The sequence below is a fragment of the Halorubrum sp. CGM5_25_10-8B genome (genome assembly GCF_005435095.1).
GTDB classification, from domain to species: domain Archaea; phylum Halobacteriota; class Halobacteria; order Halobacteriales; family Haloferacaceae; genus Halorubrum; species Halorubrum ezzemoulense.
The window spans coordinates 73,380-89,849 of record NZ_SGTY01000012.1; the positions used below are offsets into that span (position 1 = coordinate 73,380).

At 70.3% G+C, this 16,470-nt stretch carries 16 protein-coding genes and 1 pseudogene; 7 read left to right on the forward strand and 10 right to left on the reverse strand.

From position 1 onward, the window contains the following. Positions 1-39 precede the first annotated feature (39 nt). The 4 genes and pseudogenes from EXE51_RS12380 to EXE51_RS12400 all read right to left on the reverse strand — a co-directional run bounded on the left by EXE51_RS12380 (position 40) and on the right by EXE51_RS12400 (position 3,358). Positions 40-1,431, reverse strand: coding sequence for a signal recognition particle protein Srp54 (locus EXE51_RS12380; RefSeq protein WP_049932406.1), 1,392 nt, complete (start codon positions 1,429-1,431; stop codon positions 40-42). Positions 1,432-1,802: 371 nt separating this feature from the next. Beyond that, positions 1,803-2,279 (reverse strand): PIN domain-containing protein, encoded by a 477-nt coding sequence (locus EXE51_RS12390; protein ID WP_137692775.1) that lies wholly within the window; start codon positions 2,277-2,279, stop codon positions 1,803-1,805. Beyond that, positions 2,276-2,476 (reverse strand): annotated as a pseudogene (locus tag EXE51_RS18255) (AbrB/MazE/SpoVT family DNA-binding domain-containing protein); the annotation flags it as partial. The pseudogene EXE51_RS18255 and the gene EXE51_RS12390, both read right to left, overlap by 4 nt. A gap of 12 nt (positions 2,477-2,488) precedes the next feature. Then, a complete protein-coding gene (locus tag EXE51_RS12400) occupies positions 2,489-3,358 on the reverse strand; it encodes a pantoate kinase (RefSeq protein ID WP_086216210.1) in 870 nt (289 codons plus the stop codon). A 146-nt stretch (positions 3,359-3,504) separates the two neighbouring features. On the opposite strand from EXE51_RS12400, the gene EXE51_RS12405 reads away from it, so the two are divergent. The 4 genes from EXE51_RS12405 (at position 3,505) to EXE51_RS12420 (ending at position 6,661) form a co-directional block, all read left to right on the forward strand. Further along, on the forward strand, positions 3,505-4,014 hold the full coding sequence (locus EXE51_RS12405; RefSeq protein WP_049932411.1) for a zinc ribbon domain-containing protein: 510 nt from the start codon (positions 3,505-3,507) through the stop codon (positions 4,012-4,014). Between the two features lie 122 nt (positions 4,015-4,136). Next, positions 4,137-4,973 carry a phosphatase PAP2 family protein gene (locus EXE51_RS12410; RefSeq protein WP_049932413.1) on the forward strand — a complete coding sequence of 279 codons (837 nt, stop codon included), beginning with the start codon at positions 4,137-4,139 and terminating at the stop codon, positions 4,971-4,973. A gap of 153 nt (positions 4,974-5,126) precedes the next feature. Continuing rightward, positions 5,127-5,612: a FlaD/FlaE family flagellar protein gene (locus tag EXE51_RS12415; protein WP_049932416.1), complete on the forward strand. Its 486-nt coding sequence runs from the start codon at positions 5,127-5,129 to the stop codon at positions 5,610-5,612. Next, positions 5,609-6,661, forward strand: a complete 1,053-nt coding sequence (locus EXE51_RS12420; protein WP_049932418.1) for a hypothetical protein — start codon at positions 5,609-5,611, stop codon at positions 6,659-6,661. The genes EXE51_RS12415 and EXE51_RS12420 overlap by 4 nt, the downstream gene beginning before the upstream one ends. A gap of 29 nt (positions 6,662-6,690) precedes the next feature. Here EXE51_RS12420 and EXE51_RS12425 read toward each other — a convergent pair whose 3' ends face one another. The 3 genes from EXE51_RS12425 to sppA form a co-directional block, all read right to left on the reverse strand. Beyond that, complete coding sequence (locus EXE51_RS12425; RefSeq protein ID WP_137692776.1) at positions 6,691-7,515, reverse strand: shikimate dehydrogenase; 825 nt, start codon at positions 7,513-7,515, stop codon at positions 6,691-6,693. Between the two features lie 97 nt (positions 7,516-7,612). Beyond that, positions 7,613-8,749, reverse strand: a complete 1,137-nt coding sequence (locus EXE51_RS12430) for a DUF373 family protein (RefSeq protein ID WP_086216206.1) — start codon at positions 8,747-8,749, stop codon at positions 7,613-7,615. Positions 8,750-8,791: 42 nt separating this feature from the next. Continuing rightward, positions 8,792-9,727 carry a signal peptide peptidase SppA gene (sppA, locus tag EXE51_RS12435; RefSeq protein ID WP_049932423.1) on the reverse strand — a complete coding sequence of 312 codons (936 nt, stop codon included), beginning with the start codon at positions 9,725-9,727 and terminating at the stop codon, positions 8,792-8,794. Between the two features lie 154 nt (positions 9,728-9,881). Here sppA and EXE51_RS12440 point away from each other — a divergent pair, with 154 nt between their 5' ends. Then, positions 9,882-11,411: a uracil-xanthine permease family protein gene (locus tag EXE51_RS12440; protein ID WP_137692777.1), complete on the forward strand. Its 1,530-nt coding sequence runs from the start codon at positions 9,882-9,884 to the stop codon at positions 11,409-11,411. 132 nt (positions 11,412-11,543) lie between these two features. On the opposite strand, the gene EXE51_RS12445 is transcribed toward EXE51_RS12440, so the two are convergent. Then, entirely contained in the window at positions 11,544-12,467 is a 924-nt protein-coding gene (locus tag EXE51_RS12445) for a coiled-coil protein (protein WP_049932428.1), read from the reverse strand. A gap of 270 nt (positions 12,468-12,737) precedes the next feature. Beyond that, positions 12,738-13,418, reverse strand: coding sequence for a 2,5-diamino-6-(ribosylamino)-4(3H)-pyrimidinone 5'-phosphate reductase (locus tag EXE51_RS12450; protein WP_137692778.1), 681 nt, complete (start codon positions 13,416-13,418; stop codon positions 12,738-12,740). Positions 13,419-13,510: 92 nt separating this feature from the next. On the opposite strand from EXE51_RS12450, the gene EXE51_RS18140 reads away from it, so the two are divergent. Further along, a complete protein-coding gene (locus EXE51_RS18140) occupies positions 13,511-13,636 on the forward strand; it encodes a hypothetical protein (RefSeq protein ID WP_254921775.1) in 126 nt (41 codons plus the stop codon). Positions 13,637-13,675: 39 nt separating this feature from the next. Further along, positions 13,676-14,098 (forward strand): VOC family protein, encoded by a 423-nt coding sequence (locus EXE51_RS12455; protein WP_086216203.1) that lies wholly within the window; start codon positions 13,676-13,678, stop codon positions 14,096-14,098. A gap of 28 nt (positions 14,099-14,126) precedes the next feature. Here the strand turns inward: EXE51_RS12455 and metG are convergent, their stop codons facing one another. Next, the gene (gene metG, locus EXE51_RS12460) at positions 14,127-16,277 is read right to left on the reverse strand and encodes a methionine--tRNA ligase (RefSeq protein ID WP_137692779.1); all 2,151 of its coding nucleotides are present in this window, start codon (positions 16,275-16,277) and stop codon (positions 14,127-14,129) included. Positions 16,278-16,470: the final 193 nt, after the last annotated feature.

The following is a 16,470-nucleotide window of genomic DNA, read 5'->3' on the forward strand; positions in this document are numbered from 1 at the left end:
GGAGCGGACAGCCGCACGGGAACCGCCTCGCGGCGCCGCTCAGAACGGGCCCTTGCCGCCGCCCATCATGTCGCCGAGGCCGCCGCCCTCGCCGCCCATCTTCTTCATCATGCGCTGCATGTCGCCCTCGCCCATCCCTTGGAACTGGCTGATCGTCTGCTCCATCATCGAGTGCTGTTCGAGCAGCTGCCGGACGGTCTCTTCGTCGGTGCCCGAGCCGCGGGCGATACGCTCCGTGCGCGACTGGCCGACGACGCGCGGGTTCTCGAGCTCCTCCTCCGTCATCGAGTCCATGATGCGCTCGAAGCGGCGCATCCGGTCTTGGGTGACGTCCATCGCGTCGTCCGGGAGCTCGTCCATCATCCCGCCGCCGAGCCCCGGGATCATGTCCATCACCTGGTCGAGCGGCCCCATCTTGTTCATCGCGTCCATCTGCCGTTTCATGTCCTTCAGGGTGAACTCGCCCTGAAGCATGTCCTCGGGGTCCCAGTCTTCGTCCTCCTCCTGGGTCTCCTGCATCGCGCGCTCGACGCGCTCGGAGAGCTGCTTCAGGTCGCCCATGCCGAGCAGCCGGGAGATGAACCCCGACGGCTCGAACCGCTCGATGTCCTGGACCGTCTCGCCGGTCCCGAGGAAGGCGATCGAGGAGTCGGTCTCGTTGACCGCGGTCAGCGCGCCCCCGCCCTTCGCGGTCCCGTCGAGCTTGGTGATCACGACGCCCTCGATGCCGATCGACTCCTCGAACTGTCGGGCCTGCTCCTTCGCGCCCTGCCCGATCGCGGCGTCCAAGACGAGCAGCGAGCGGTCGGGGTCGACGACGCCTTCGATCTCCTCGATCTCCGCGATGAGGTCGTCTTCGAGCGCGTGCCGCCCCGCCGTGTCGACGATGTGAACGTCCGCGTCGGCCGTCTCTTCGAGGCCGGTGCGGGCGATGTCGACCGGGTCGTCGTTGTCGGGGTTCCCGTAGAAGTCGACCTCCGCGCGCTCGCACATCTGCTTCGCCTGGTCGTACGCGCCCGGCCGGAAGGTGTCGGTCTGGACGACCGCGGGCCGGAGCCCCTTCTTCGAGAACCACCACGCCATCTTCGCCGCGGAGGTCGTCTTCCCCGACCCCTGGAGGCCGGCGAGGAGGATCGTCTGGTTTTCTAAGGGGAGCTCGGTCGAGTCGCCGACCAACTCGACCATCTCCTCGTAGACGATCTTGAGGACGTGGTCCTTCGCCGTGGTGCCGCCCGGCGGCTCCTCTTCGAGCGCGCGGGACTTGATCGAGTCCGACAGCTCCATCACGAGGGAGACGTCGACGTCGGCGGACAGCAGGGAGCGCTGGATCTCCTTGACGATCTCCTCGACGTCGCTCTCGGAGAGTCGGGACTTCCCCTGGAGCTTGTCGAGGCTGCTCCGCAGGGACGTGCCGAGGTCGTCGAGTACCATTTGCCGGAGCTAGGCAGGCGACGCGGTAAAGCTTTGTTCGTCGGCGGGCGCTGCGAGGAGGCCGCGTCGAGGGCAGCGACTGGGACCTCGACGGGAGAGAGCGGCTTCGAGAGACGGCGGTGTACCGGTCGTCGCGATCGGACGGGACGGGGAGATACAACTGTGCGAGGGGTTCCACCGGGCGGCGGTCGCGTCCGTGTTCGAACTCGACGAGATTACGGTGAACGTCCTGTGTCGCCACGAGGAGTGGCAACGGATCCGGGACCGGATCGCCTCCGATCCGTCCGCGGCCCGGAGTCAAGAACCGCCGATCGAACCCCGCGAACACCCGGACTTGCGGGACCTCTTTCCGGACGAAACCCGGTAACCGATCACGCGGGAGACACGGTCAGCGACGGTAAGTACGTCGAGTAGAACTCCTCGTCGAAGCTGACCAGTCCGTCGCAGTCGACTGCGGCGTGCGCGCCGATGAGGAAATCGGCGGCGACGTGCTGGCGCGGTGAGAGCGACTTGCCGCACGCCTCGCAGTCGACGGACCGCTTCTCACCGCACGCGGGACACTGGATTCCGTCCGGACGGCGGTCCACGTATTCCCGGAACCGCTCGCCCGCGGCGAAGCGCGCCTCGCGCGAGGGTTCGGTCACGTCGACGCTGAAGTCCGCGAGAAAGCGATCGAGGTCGGCGGCCGATGCGAAGCGGCCGTCGGCCGCGAGTTCGGCGTAGACGACGGGCGCGGCAACGACCGCTCCGTCTCGATACGCGCGCCTGAGCGCCGCCTCGCTTGCGTCAGCGCGTTCGTCGTCGTACAGCAGCCCGAGGAACGCGTTCGTGTCGACCGCCGTCGTCACGGGTCGGCACCCGTCGTCCCGCCGTCGGAACCCTCGTCGGTTTCTGGTGGGCCATCGACCTCTCGCGGGTACTCGCCGCGGAGTCGACGCATCCGCTCCGGCATCGTCTCGTTGCTGTCGGCGCTTCCGCGATGCTTCTCGAAGGGGTCGTCGCCGTCTTCTGTGGTCGTCGCCCGCTTCTGGAGCCGATACTCGGATCCGAGGCGCCCTCAGTCGTCAACGAGCCGCGCGCCCGCGGCGTCGATCCGGCAGGCCTCGGGGTCGTAGCCCGCGTCGGAGAGCCCGGTGCCGAGCGCGAAGACGGTGCGGCCGAGCATCGCCATCGCGGCCTCGCCGCCGGCCGCGTCGACCGCGTCGATCGCCTCGGCCACCTCGGGAACGAGGAGATCAGCCTCGCCGGCGAATCCGCGGGCCGCGTCCATCAGCGTCGGGAGCCGCGGGTCCGCCCGAAGCCGGTCGAGCGCGTCCTCGCCGGCCGCCGAGAGGGCGTCCGTGTCGCCGCCGAGTACCTCCTCGGTCGACAGCTCGCCGAACGTGACGTACTCGACGCGCGCGCTCGCCGGCACACCGTCGAGTTCGCCGACGCCCGGCGCGCCGGGTTCGAGCCGGACCGGGACCCCGCCGCGCGCCTGCGCGACCACGTCGCCGAGGCCGGTCCCGCGGTCGACCTCCGCGGCGTGGGCGACGCGGACGAGCTCGTTCTCGGAGCGCCCCCGGTCGAACGCGTCGTTCGCCGCGAGCGCGGCCCCGAGCGCCGCGGCGCCCGAAACGCCGAAGCCCGCGCCGATCGGGAGGTCGGTCTCGACCGCCACGTCGGCGGCGGTCGCGTCCAGTTCGGCGAGCACGTCGTCGACCGCGCCGATCGAACCGACCTCGCCGTCGATGGTCGTCTCCCCAGCGGCGGCGGCGTCCGCCACCGTGTCCCCGTCGTCCGCCGCCGACACTCGGACCGTCACGCCGTCGGTGAGCGTCACGCCCGCGCCGCGCGACCCGGCGACGGTCGGGTCGTCGTCGCGGTGCGCGCTGAAGAAGGCAGTGACGTGACCCGGGACGAACGCGGTCGCCCGCTGGCTGCTCATGTCGCGGCCGACGACCGGGCCGCGATTAACGGTTGTTATCCGCGACGGGATCCCCGGGGCGTCCGCGCGACGAGAGCGACCGCCCGGCCGCGGTCGCTCGGTGCGACACCGCAGGCCTAAGTACGGGCCGATCGAACCCGGGCCGTATGCGAAGCCAGTTGCGTCCCGTCCTCGCCGCCGTGCTCGCGCTGGTCCTCCCGGGGCTCGGCCACCTCTCGCTGCGCCGGTGGGGCCGGGCGCTGCTGTGGCACCTGACGATCATCGGCGGCGGCGTCGCGCTGTTTGCCCTGTACGACGTCGAACCGGTCGACCCTCTCGCCGACCCCGCGGCGGTGTCGGCCGCGGTCCCCCCGGACGTGGCGCTGCCGATCGCGCTCCTGTCGCTGCTGTCGGCGCTCGACGCGTACCTCGTCGGCCGGACCGTCGTCGCGGAGCGCGAGCGCGCCGCCACCGCCGAGGCGATGCGGCGTCAGGTCGAGCGCGCCGACGGCGACGACGGGGCGGGAGCCGGTCACGCCGCGCCGGTCGCGGCCGTGAGCGGCGGGGACGGCGAGGCCGTCGACGTGACCTGTCCCAACTGCGGCAAGGAGATCGACGCCGACCTCGAATTCTGTCACTGGTGTACCGAGCCGCTCCCGTGGGCAGAGTCGGACTGAGTCGACGGGGCGGTGCGGAGCGCGGCGGTCGTCGGAGACGCGGACCGACCCACCGCTACCGAGGGAGTAATACCGGTCCGGTCCTGGCCTCGTACCGACGAATGACGGGTGAGACGTAGTCGATGATCGAGCAACTCCCGGTCGAGTTCCTCCGGCTCCTCGGCGTCGTCCTCGCCGCCGTGGTCGCCGCGTTCGCCGCGCTGCTACCGGCGTGTGTCGGCCGCGATCGAGTCCGGAGCGTCCTCGCGGACCGCGAACTGCTCCGCGAGCGCGCGCGCAGAATCGCGCCGTACGTCGGCGGACTCGCGCTCGTGCTCGCCGTCAACAAGGGCCTGCTTCGACGGCTGGAAGCGTTCTCGTTCGAGTACGGCTACCGCGCGACGACCGCCATCTACGCTGTGGAGGGCGACCTCGTGGCCGCGATACAGGACGCGATCCCGCGGGCCGCGGTGTACTACTTCGGACCGATATACGTCGTCGGCTACGTCGTGTTGCTCTCGTTCCCGCTCGTGGCGTACGCGTTCGCCCGGAATCTGCGACCGCTGAAGCGACTGATCGCGGCGTACGCGGTCAACTACGCGTTCGCGATCGCCTGCTACGCCGGGGTCGTCGCGTACGGTCCGCGCAGCTACCGCGACGTGCCCGGTGCCGACCAGAGCGCCGCGAGCGTCGAGCCGCTCCTCCTCGACTGGTTCCGCGGCGTGACGCGGCTGACGGCGCGAGTGAACGTCGAGACGAACGTCTTCCCCTCGCTTCACACCGCGCTGTCGGTGACGGTGCTGCTCGCGGCCGTCTTTACCCACGAGGAGTTCCCGCGGTGGACGCCAGTGGCCGCGTTCCTCACCGCGAGCATCGTGGTGGCGACGATGTTCCTCGGGATCCACTGGGCGACCGACGTGGTCGCCGGGACCGCACTCGCCGCCGGCAGCGTCGCGCTCGCGAACCGCGTCGTCGACTGAGCGGCCGCACACGGTCCGCGCACGAGCGCGCGGCGAGCGCTCCCGGCGCCGGTCGTGCCACCACGACGTTTCTCACCGCTGATAACCGAGGCCTAACTATCATATGACCCCGCCGTGAGGATTCGGGTACGGACGCGAACGACGGACGGAAACATGAGTCTGAATCCACGACGATACGACGTACGGGAGCTGCGCCGGATCGCGGACGCGCCGCGAGACGGTGCGGACGGGGCGCCTCGGGAGCGGGCGCTCCGGCGGCCGAACCGGAACCGAGCCGAGCAGGCGGCGCGCTCGGCCGCGTTCACGGAGCTGCTCCAGCGTCAGCGTGGTGCGCGGTTCGACGGCGACGACCCCGCGGATCGGCCGTACCTGACGGCGATCCCGGCGTCGCCCGCGGCGGAACGCGAGATCGGCGAGTGGCTCGGCTACCTCGTCGACGTCGGCGGCCACGTGCGGAGCCGGGACGTACTGTCCTACTACGGCGAGCTCGACTGGGTCGGCGACGACGCGGTCGCGGCGCTGACGCGCCGGCTGGAGGGGTTCGACGCCCCGACGCGCGACCGGCCGTTCACGCCGGCGGACCACCGGATCAGTCTCGTCTCCATCGTCCGGATCGCTTCGTGTGCGAGTGACCAATGAGCGACGACGAATCCACGGACATCAACGAATCGGACGAATCGGCAGCGGTCGGCGTAAAACTCGGCAGCACCCGAACGGTGCTCGACGTTCCCGACGGGCGGGGCGGACGGGAGCGCCACTCGGTGCTGACCTGTCTGGCGACCTACGAGGACGCCATCACCGGCGAAGAGAAGGTGCTGTTCGGCGAGGAGGCCGCGGTCGAGTACCCCGACCGCGTGCGCTTCATGCTGCGGTCGGGCCTCCCCGAGGACGACGACAGCGTCGCGGACGCAGAGCGCTTCTTCGAGGCCATCGTAGATGCCTACGACGTGCCCGAGGACAGCGCGGTCGTCTACGCGGTGCCGACCATCGACAACGAGGCGGGCGTCGAGAACCTCAAGTCGGTGATCGAGGGCTCCTCCATCGGCCAGGTCGAGACCCGGAGCTACCCCGAGTCGCTGTGCGGGGCGATCCCCGCCTACGGCGACGACCTTGACGCGATCGACGAGGTGTTCGTCTCGGTGAACCTCGGGTCGACGACGATGGAGGCGTGCGCCTACCGGCGCGGCGAGCAGCTCTCGCCGTTCTCGACCGGCTCGGTGACGGGTAACGAGGTCGACCGCCGGATCGTCGCCGCCGTCGAGGAGGAGAGCCAGGGCCGCGTCCACATCGACCGGACGACCGCCCGCGAGTATAAAGAGGAGCACGCGGACGTGTACGACTTCGAGCCGTTCACGGACGTGATCCAGCAGCCGGGCGGCGGAAGCCACGAGTTCACCGTCGACCGGGGCGTCCGCGAGCCGGTCGACCGGTACATCGACGAGGCGGTCGACGTCGTCGCCAACGAGTTCCTCCCGGAGCTCGCGAACGACCACATGAAACCATACCAGCTGGCGCTCGGGCGCCCCCTCGCCGCAACCGGCGGCATGGCGTGTATCCCCGGGCTCACCGAGGAGTTCGAGAAGCGCCTCGCCGAGGAGCTCGACCGCGACGTTGAGGTCGTCTCCCCCGACAGCCCCGCGACCGCGGCCGCGGAGGGCGCGGCGCGGATCGCGGAACGGCTGGTCTGAGCGGCGAACCTCCCGTCCCGAACCCTTCCTTACTCCAACGCAGCCCGCAGCGCCGCGTTCATCGCGTCGACCGGCGCGTCCTCGGCGGTCCAGATCTCGAACGCCTCGACGCCCTGATACAGCAGCATCCACGCGCCGTCGACGGTCGTCGCGCCCGCGGCGGCGGCCTCCCGCAGCAGCCGCGTCTCGACGGGCGCGTACACCGCGTCGAGGACCGCGAGGTCCCCGTGGAGGTGTTCCGCGGGGACGGGCGTCTCGTCGGGCGCCTCCATTCCGACGCTCGTCGCGTTGACCAGGAGGTCCGCGGCGGCGACGCGCTCACCGAGGTCGTCGAGGCCGCCGCCGGTCGCGTCCGGAACCGCGTCGGCCAGCTCGACGGCCCGCTCCGCGGTGCGGTTCGCGACGTGGACCGTCGCGCCCGCGTCGGCCAGCGCGAACGCGGCCGCCCGTCCCGCGCCGCCCGCCCCGACGACGAGCGCGTCTCGCCCGTCGACCGCCACGTCGTGGTGCGCGAGCGCCCGGGTCACCCCGGCGGCGTCCGTGTTGTGGCCGCGCGGCCGGTCGGCCTCGCCGGCCCGGACCGGCCCGTAGTCGACCGTGTTGACCGCGCCGATGCGCGCGGCGAGCGGGGCGGCGTCGACCGCGTCGAGGGCGTCGCGCTTGAACGGCACCGTGACGTTGAGCCCCGCCACTCCGAGGTCGGCCGCGCCCGTGATCGCCGCGGCCGCGGCGTCGGCGTCCGGCTCGAAGGTGACGTACCGCGCGTCGAGGCCGAGCGCCCCGTAGCCCGCCTCGTGTAGCGACGGCGACAGCGAGTGCTCGACCGGGTTCCCGATCAGTCCGTAAACGTCCATGCCCGCCCCCGCGGCCGCGACCGACAAAAGGCGGTCGGTCGGACGACGCGTCCGCGGTCTACCCGTGCCCCCGCGGCTGAACGTCTCGTCCGGCCGTCTACTCGCGCTGCCCCTCGGCGTCCCGGTCCGCGTCGATGACGTCTTCGAGGGTCTCGGTGCCGACGTCGCTGGCGACCTTGACGCCGACGAGCGACACGACGATTCCGCCGACGATGAACGCCGCCAGCTGCTGGACCGGAGTCATCGCCATCCCGTACGCCGACAGCGGCTGCCGGATCGCCTCCTGGGCGAGGAAGTAGCCCGCGAACCCGCGGACGACGAGGGCCACCGCGGCGATGACGAACGGGAGGTTGAGGTACGGCGTCCGGATCCCCTCGTCGCGGATCAGCTCGTCGAGCAGCCGCCCGACGGCCGCGGTCACGCCGGCGACCGCGAACCACGGGACCGCGACGAAGGTGAACTCCACGACCTCGACGAGCCGGGGCGATCCGGGGGCCAGCTCCGAGGCGGCGAGGAAGCCGAAGAAGCCGCCGACCAGGGCGAGCCCCCCGGCGACGACGTACGTCACGACCGACACCTGTCCGGCGTACAGCGCCTCGCGGACGCGCTCGGGCATCCCCGCCATCAGCCGGTCGATCGCGAGCCCCTTGTACAGCAGCGCGGCGCCGAGCAGCCCGGCGACGCCCGCGACCGCCTCGCCCGCGGAGAACCAGGCGAACAGCGCGGGCACGAGGAGCAGCGCGACCCCGACGGGGACCAACACCGTCGACCGCAGCTGCTCGTCGGCGAGGAACTGCTTGAGGAGGTAGTAGGTGGACTCGATGTCGCGGGCCTGCCGGACGACGACGCGGTCGACGGAGTCGACGGGGACCCGCGACTCCACGACCGGGAGGACGCGCTCGTCCTCGGCGGAGTCGACGACGACGATCGCGGCCCGCGGGTCGTACCGCTCCACGAGGTCGTCGAGCTGGGAGGCGATAGAGCGGTCGGCGCCGACCGCCGTGTCGCTCTCGGCGGAGACGACCGCCACCACCGACTCCTCGCGCTCGTCCCTGAGGTCGCGCGCGACGCGAAGCGACTCCAGCAGGCAGTTCACGCTGGCGTCCTCGGGGTCGTCCAGCCCGGCGTCCGTGACCAGCGACCGGACGGCCTCCCAGCCGGCGACCGGCATCGGGACGTTGGTGGCGCGGCCGATCGCCCCGGAGCGGTCGACGCAGATGACCAGCGTCGTCACGTGTCGACTCACACCGCGACCGGACAAAAATCCTCCCCGTCGCTAGCGGAACTCCACGTCGATGTCGCCGCCGTCGTCGACGAAGGCGTCCGCGACGCCGCTCCCGGCGGCGAACGCGACGCGCTCGGCGCCGATACCGAGCCGCTCCGCCAGTCCGCGCTCCGGCGTGAACTCGCGCACTTCCGGCTCCGCGCCGATCAGCTCCGCGAGCCGGTCCTCCACGTCGTCCTCGGTCCCGAGCTCGTCGACGAGCCCGATCTCCGCGGCGTCGTCGCCGAGGTACACGCGCGCCTCGGTCTCCCGGATCTCTTCGGGGTCCATGTCGCGCCCCTCGCTCACGGTCTCGACGAACTGCTCGTAGTAGCCGTCGATGATCCCTTGGAGGTACTCGCGTTCCTCCTCCTCGATCTCCTTCAGCGGGACGCCGGCGTCCTTGTACTCCCCGGCGGTGAACTGCTCGTAGGAGATCCCCAGCTTGTCGGCGAGCCCCTTCGCGTTCGGTCGGGAGCCGACGACGCCGATGGAGCCGACGAGGCTGGCGTCGCGTGCCCACAGCTCGTCGCAGCCGCTCGCGATCCAGTACCCCCCGGAGGCGCAGGTGTCGGTCGCGTACGCCACGGTCGGCCCGTCGAAGGCGGCGGCGGCCCGCCGGATGTCGTCGCTCGGGACGACCTCGCCGCCGGGCGTGTTGAGCTCGACGAGCAGCGCCTCGACGTCCTCGTCGTCGTCGGCCGCCTCGATCTGCTCGACCACGTCGTCGGCGGTCGCGCCGCCGGGGCCCGAAAGCGGCGAGGGTCGCCCCTGACTTCGCCTGATCGGCCCCGACACGGTCACCTTCGCGGCGTTGTACTCGTCGGCGTCACCGAACCGCCCGCCGGTGAGCCGCGAGAGCACCGCTCGGCCCGCGATCGTCGTCGCCGCGCCCACCGCGGCGGCCGCGAGCAATCCCTTCCGTCCGTTCGCCGGCGCGTCGTCCATACCGTCGGTTGGGCGTGGGACCGTTTATATATACTGTCGCCGGCCGACGCGCGTCGCGGAGCTACCGCGGCACAGCGCCGTACCTCCCAACGGGCCGACCCGCGCCCGCCAAGGGCCGAATTTTTGTACCCCTGCGTCGATGAACGCCACAGGAATGGGAGGGAACGAGGACGACGACGCGTTCGTTCGGTACGGCATCGACGACAGACCACCGCTCGGGAGGTCGCTTCTGCTGGGCGCGCAACACTACCTCACGATGGTCGGGGCGAACATCGCCGTGCCCCTCATCCTCGCCGGCGCGATGGGCATGCCGGAGTCGATCATCCCCCGCTTCGTCGGCACGTTCTTCGTCGTGTCGGGGATCGCGACGCTCGCGCAGACGACGTTCGGCAACCGCTACCCGATCGTTCAGGGCGCGCCGTTCTCGATGCTCGCGCCCGCGCTCGCGGTCATCGGCGTCGTGACGGCGAACCCGCCGGCCGGCATCGAGGCTTGGCGGGCCGCCCTGTTACAGCTTCAGGGCGCGATCATCGTCGCCGCGCTCGCCGAGGTCGCGGTCGGCTACTTCGGCCTCGTCGGTCGACTGCGGAAGGGTCTCTCGCCGGTCGTCATCGTCCCGGTCATCGTCCTCATCGGTCTCTCCCTGTTCAACGCCCCCGAGATCACCACGGCCGATCAGAACTGGTGGCTCGTCGGCCTGACGCTGGTCGCCATCGTCCTGTTCTCGCAGTACCTCGGCGCGCGGTCCAAGCTGTTCCAGCTGTTTCCGGTTCTCCTCGGCATCGTCGTCGCGTGGGTACTCGCGGCGTCCCTCTCGGTCCTCGGCGTCTTCGGACCGGAGACGCCGGGTTACGTCGACTTGGCGAGCGTCGCTGCCGCCGACCCAGTTCACCTCATCTACCCGCTTCAGTGGGGCGTGCCGAGCGTCACGCCGGCGTTCGTCATCGGGATGCTCGCCGGCGTCGCCGCCTCGATCGTCGAGTCCATCGGCGATTACCATGCCGTCGCCCGGCTCTCCGGCATGGGCGCCCCCAGCAGCGAGCGGATGACGCACGGGATCGGGATGGAGGGGCTGATGAACGTCTTCTCCGGGGTGATGGGGACCGGCGGGTCGACCTCGTACTCCGAGAACGTCGGCGCCATCGGTCTCACCGGCGTGGCCTCGCGGTACGTCGTCCAGATCGGCGCCGCGCTCATGATCCTCGTCGGGTTCGTCGGCTACTTCGGCCAGCTCGTCGCCACCGTCCCGAGCCCGATCATCGGCGGACTCTACATCGCCATGTTCGCCCAGATCGTCGGCGTCGGGCTCTCGAACCTCAAGTACGTCGACCTCGACTCCTCGCGCAACATCTTCGTCGTCGGTATCGCGATGTTCACCGGACTGGCCGTCCCGGAGTACATGCGGAGCGTCGGGGGCGCGGACGCCCTCCAGCAGGGGCTGGTCGAGGTCTTCCTGTTCGGCCCGCTCCTCGGGGCCGACGTGGTCGCGAACACGGTCTACGTCATCGGGTCGACGGGGATGGCGGTCGGCGGGGTCGTGGCGTTCCTCCTCGACAACTCGATCCCGGGAACGGCCGCGGAGCGGGGCCTCACCGCGTGGGAGGACGCGACCGAGGCGGACGCGGAGTTCACATCTGCGTACGACCGCTTCGTCGCCGAGGACGAGCCGACGCGCACCGACTGAACGGCGTCGAGCCGAGCCGTTCGGTCGGGATCGCCAATCCTCGGCGGACCCCCGACGACCTGCGCGTGGCGGGCGACGGACCCGTCGCTCGGCGCGTCGCAGAAGAACCGCAGAAAGGTCGCGTCGCCCGGCTTACAGGAGGCCGGTCTTCTGGAGCTTCATCAGGTCCTCGGTGTCGAGCGTCTCGCCCTCCTTGAACTTCTGATAGATCTCCTCGGCCTCTTCCTTCTCCTCTTCGCGCTTCTCGGCGCGCTCGTCCTCCCGCTCTTCTTCCTCCTTCTTGTCGAGCTCGCGCAGGCGCTTCTGGACGCGGACAAAGTCCTCGTGGTGGCGGTCGGCCGCCTCCTGGGCCTCAACGAACAGCTCGTGCATCTCGTCGGCCTCGTCGCGGATGTCGTCGGCCTCGCGGTAGGCCTCGATCATCTGGTTGTGGTGTTCCTGGGCCTTGTCCGCGAGCTCCGTCACCTTCTGGTGGTGCTGGGACGCCTCGGAGCGGACCTCCTCGGCCTCCTCAACGAGGTCGTCGAGCTCGCTCGTGTCGTCGACCTTCTCTTTCTTCTCGGCGAGCTTCTCGCGTTTGTCGTCGATCTTCTCGATGAGCTCGCGCTCGTCTTCGGCGTCGAGCACTTCGGTCTGCTGGCGGAACTCGAGGTCCTCGATCTCCTCTTCGAGCTCCTCGATGGACTTACCGGAGCCGAGTTCGAGGTCCTGTTTGAGCTCCTCGACCTCGTCGAACAGCTCGTTGGCCTCGGCGTTGAGCTCGTTGCGCTTGTCCTTGTGCTCTTGGACCTGCTCGTTGAGCTCGTCGCGCTGTTCGCGGTGTTCTTGGGCCTCGTCGACCTTCTCTCGCGTCTTCGCGTTGAGGTCGTCACGCTTGGAGGCGCGCTCGGACGCCATCTGGTTCAGCTCGTTGCGTCGGTCTCGCAGCTGCCCGGCGCGTTTGATGAGCTGCCCCTTGGAGCCGTTGTCCAAGTCGTCCTCAGAAAGGTCCACGTTGTCCGCCTCGTCCATCGGTTCCACGTCGTACTGCTCGATGACTTCTTCTTTCGTTACCATTTGTTATCTCTCCATCACCGCTCCGGCGATAGCGGACGCTCGCTGTGGTGCGTCGGGCCGTCTGCAAGAACTCCCGTTCATTTCAGCGTGCGATTCCACCAGCGCCAGAGGCGTTCTGGTACCCGCAACTACCTGCGGACGGCATATAAATACTTCGGTGATTTTCGTGTACACCGGTGGCACGGCGCGTGTACTCCGCGATTTCGTGGTTACCGTTCACACGCCCCGGGCCGCGTCCCCCTGCTCACGACTCGCCTCGCGTCCCCCTGCTCACGACTCGCCGCCGCCACCGCCGACCTCGTACGAGAGGACGATCCCGTCGTCGAACCGCTCCGTCTCCGCGAGCGTCAGGTCGGGGAACTCCTCGGTGAACCCGGCCCCGTCCGCCAGCGTCGGCGCGTCGCGGCCGCCGATCACGAACGAGCCGACGTAGACGTGGAGTTCGTCGACGAGGCCGGCCTCGAAACACGAGAAGATCACCTCGCCGCCCCCCTCGACCATCAGCCGGTCGACACCGCGGTCCGCGAGCGTCTCGAACCCCTCGGCGACGTCGACGCGCTCCTCGCCGGCCACGATCACCTCCGCGCCGGCGTCGGCGAGCGCCGCTCGACGGTCGCGGTCGGTCGCGGCAGAGACGAGGAGATACGTCGTCGCCGCGTCGTCGAGGACCCGAGCGTCCGTCGGCGTCCGTCCGGTCGAGTCCACCACGACGCGCGCGGGGTCGCCCGGTCGCCCGTTCTGGAGCCGCCCCACGCGACGGTCCTCCTCGTCGAGGGTGAGGTGCGGATCGTCCGCGAGGACGGTGCCGACGCCCACGAGCACCGCGTCCGCGGCCGCCCTGACCCGGTCGACCCGGTCGAAGTCTTCCGGGCCGGAGATCTGGAGCTGTTCCCGGCGGCGGGTGGCGAGCTTCCCGTCGACGCTCTGGGCCGCGTTGACGACCACGTACATACCGGAGGGTCGGCCGGCGGCGGAATGGTCGTTTCGGTCCCGGGGGGTCGCTCGTCCGAAGGTATATCGGTCGCGACGCCGAAACGACGGTGATGCGGACCTCGACGCTCTTAATACTGGTCGGCGCGCTCCTGTTCGTTCTCCCGCTCCCGGGGACGTTCGTTCTCGGCGCGCTGGTCGTCCTCGCCGGCCTCGTCGCTCGCCTGTTCGGGCTCTGAGGCGACACGGTTTCCCCGGCGCCGGCCGAGCGCCTACCCGTGTCCGACCCAACCGCCCACCACGTCGGGATCACCGTCGCCAACTTGGACCGCGCCGTCGACTTCTACGCCGAGACGTTCGGCCTCGACCTCGTCGCCGAGTTCGCGGTCGGCGGCGACGCCTTCGCCGAGGCGGTCGCCGTCGAGGACGCGTCGGCCGAGTTCGCCCACCTCGACGCCGGCGGCTCGATAGTCGAGCTCGTCGAATACGAGCCGGTCGGCGAGGAGAGCCCCGACCCGCCGGAGCTGAACCGTCCCGGGGCGACGCACCTCGGCCTCTCCGTCGACGACGTGGAGGCGTTCTACGACGGCCTCGCGGACGACGTGGAGACGCTGAGCCCGCCTCGGACCACCGAGAGCGGGACCACCGTCCTGTTCGTCAGGGACCCCGAGGGGAACCTGATAGAAGTGCTCGACGCCTGAGCGGCGCTGCGCCGGCCGGTCCGTCGCCTCACTTCACCTTCGTGCCCGGTCCGGCGCCCTCGTAGGTGGTGAGGAGGTCGGCCTCCTCGCCGGCCGCGAGGACCATCCCGTTGGACTCGACGCCGAACAGCTCCGCCTTCTCCATGTTCGCGAGCACGATCACCTTCGTGTCGGGCAGGTCGTCGACGTCGTGGAGCTGCTTGAGCCCCGCAACGATCGTCCGGGTCTCCGCGCCGAGGTCGACGGTGAGCTTCAGCAGCTCGTCGGCGCCGTCGATCCCGACCGCGTCCTCGATCCGCCCGACGCGGATGTCCAGTTCCTGGAAGTCGTCGAAGCTGATGCGGTCGTCGCTGAGGGGTTCGATGTCGGTCATGTCGGTGTCGTCGGCGTCGGCTTCGTCGGCGTTCGCGTCGGTTCCGTCGTCGTCGGTCGCGTCCGCGCCGTCGTCGCGCTCCTCGTCGCCGTCGTCCGCTTCCGCCTCGGCGACGCGCGCTTCGAGCTTCTCGTTGAGCGCCTCGACGCGCTCGTCTTCGATCTGTTCGAACAGCTCAGTCGGCTCGCTCAGGTCGCCCGCCGGGCCCTCCCGTGCCGCCTCGACGGTGGTCTCGTGGACGGAGCCGGGCTCGCCGAGCTGCTCCCAGAGTCGTTCGCTCTTCTCGGGGCCCAGCGGCTCGAAGAGGACCCCGATCGCCTTCGCGAGCGCGACGCAGTCGTAGATGACCTGCTCCGCCTCGTCGGGGGCCTCGTCGACGAGCTTCCACGGCTCGTTGCGCTGGATGTACTCGTTGCCGTACCGCGCGAGGTCGGTGACCGCGTCGCCCAGCGCCCGCACGGAGTAGTCGTTGACCGCGGCGGCCACGTCGTCGACCGCCTCGTCGATCCGCGCCGCCACGTCGTCGCTCGGGGCATCGGCGTCGGGGCCGCCCTCGAAGTTGCGGTGGGCGAACAGCAGCGAGCGGTAGAGGAAGTTGCCGACGGTCCCCACGAGCTCGGTGTTGACGCGCTCGGCGAACTTCTCCCACGAGAAGTCCACGTCCTGCTGGAACCCGCCGTTGGTGGCGAGGTAGTAGCGCAGCGGGTCCGGGTGGAACCCCTCGTCGAGGTACTCGTCGGCCCAGACCGCGCGGTCGCGGCTGGTCGAGAACCCCTTCCCGTCGAGGGTGACGAACCCGCTCGCCATCACCGCGCGCGGCTCCGCGTGGTCGGTCGCCTCCAGCATCGCGGGCCAGAATATCGTATGGTGCTGGATGATGTCGCGGCCGATCACGTGGACGATCTCGCCGCCCTCGGGGTGCTCGTCGCTGGCGCCCTCCTTCCAGGCCGCCTCCCAGTCGAACGCGTCCGCGCCGACGCGCTCGGAGTACTGCTTCGTCGAGGAGATGTACTCGATCGGGGCGTCGACCCAGACGTAGAGGACGAGGTCCTGCGGGTTCCCGCCGGGCAGGTCGATCCCCCAGTCCATGTCGCGGGTAATACACCAGTCCTGGAGCCCCTGCTCGATCCACTCGCGAGGCTGGTTGCGGGCGTTCGAGGTGCCCTCAAGCCGGTCGAGAAAGTCAGAGAGGTAGTCGGCGAACTCCGAGACCGCGAAGAACTTGTGGGTGCGCTCGCGGTACTCCGCGGGGTTGCCGGTGATCGTCGACTCGGGGTCCTCGACCTCGCCGGGTTCGAGGTGGCGCTGGCACCCCTCGTCGCACTCGTCGCCGCGGGCGTGCGCGCCGCAGTAGGGGCAGGTCCCCTCGACGTAGCGGTCCGGGAGGTACTGGTCGTCGACGGGGTCGTACGCGACCATGATCTCCTTCTCGTAGAGGTGGCCCGCCTCGTCGAGGTCGCGGACGAGCTCCTGAGTCACCGCCGTGTTCGTCTCGTCGTGGGTGTGGCCGTAGTTGTCGAACTCGACGTTGAACTTCGGGAACGTCTCCGCGTAGCGCTCGTGCCAGTCGAGCGCGAACGCCTCCGGGGAGACGCCCTCCTGCTCGGCGTTGACCGCGACCGGCGTGCCGTGCATGTCGGAGCCGGAGACGAACGCGGTCTCCTGCCCGAGTCGTTCGAGCGCGCGGCTGTACACGTCGCCGCCGACGTAGGTGCGGAGGTGACCGATGTGGAGGTCGCCGTTGGCGTACGGCAGCCCACAGGTCACCACCGCCGGGTCGGCCGTGGGGAAGTCGTCGTGGCTCATGTGGTGTGTGTATGTCGTATGTCGGTCGATCGGGTCTAAAGCCCGCTGGTTCTGGGCCGTCGCGGCCGGCTCGGGAACTGGTCACACCGCGGCCGGGTCGACGGTCCGGGCGCTGCGGAAGGGCGGCGGGATTTGCCGCCGCGCCGGCGTCGGCCGCGCTACCGGCCGTCGCCGCCGCGACGGGTCCGCCCGC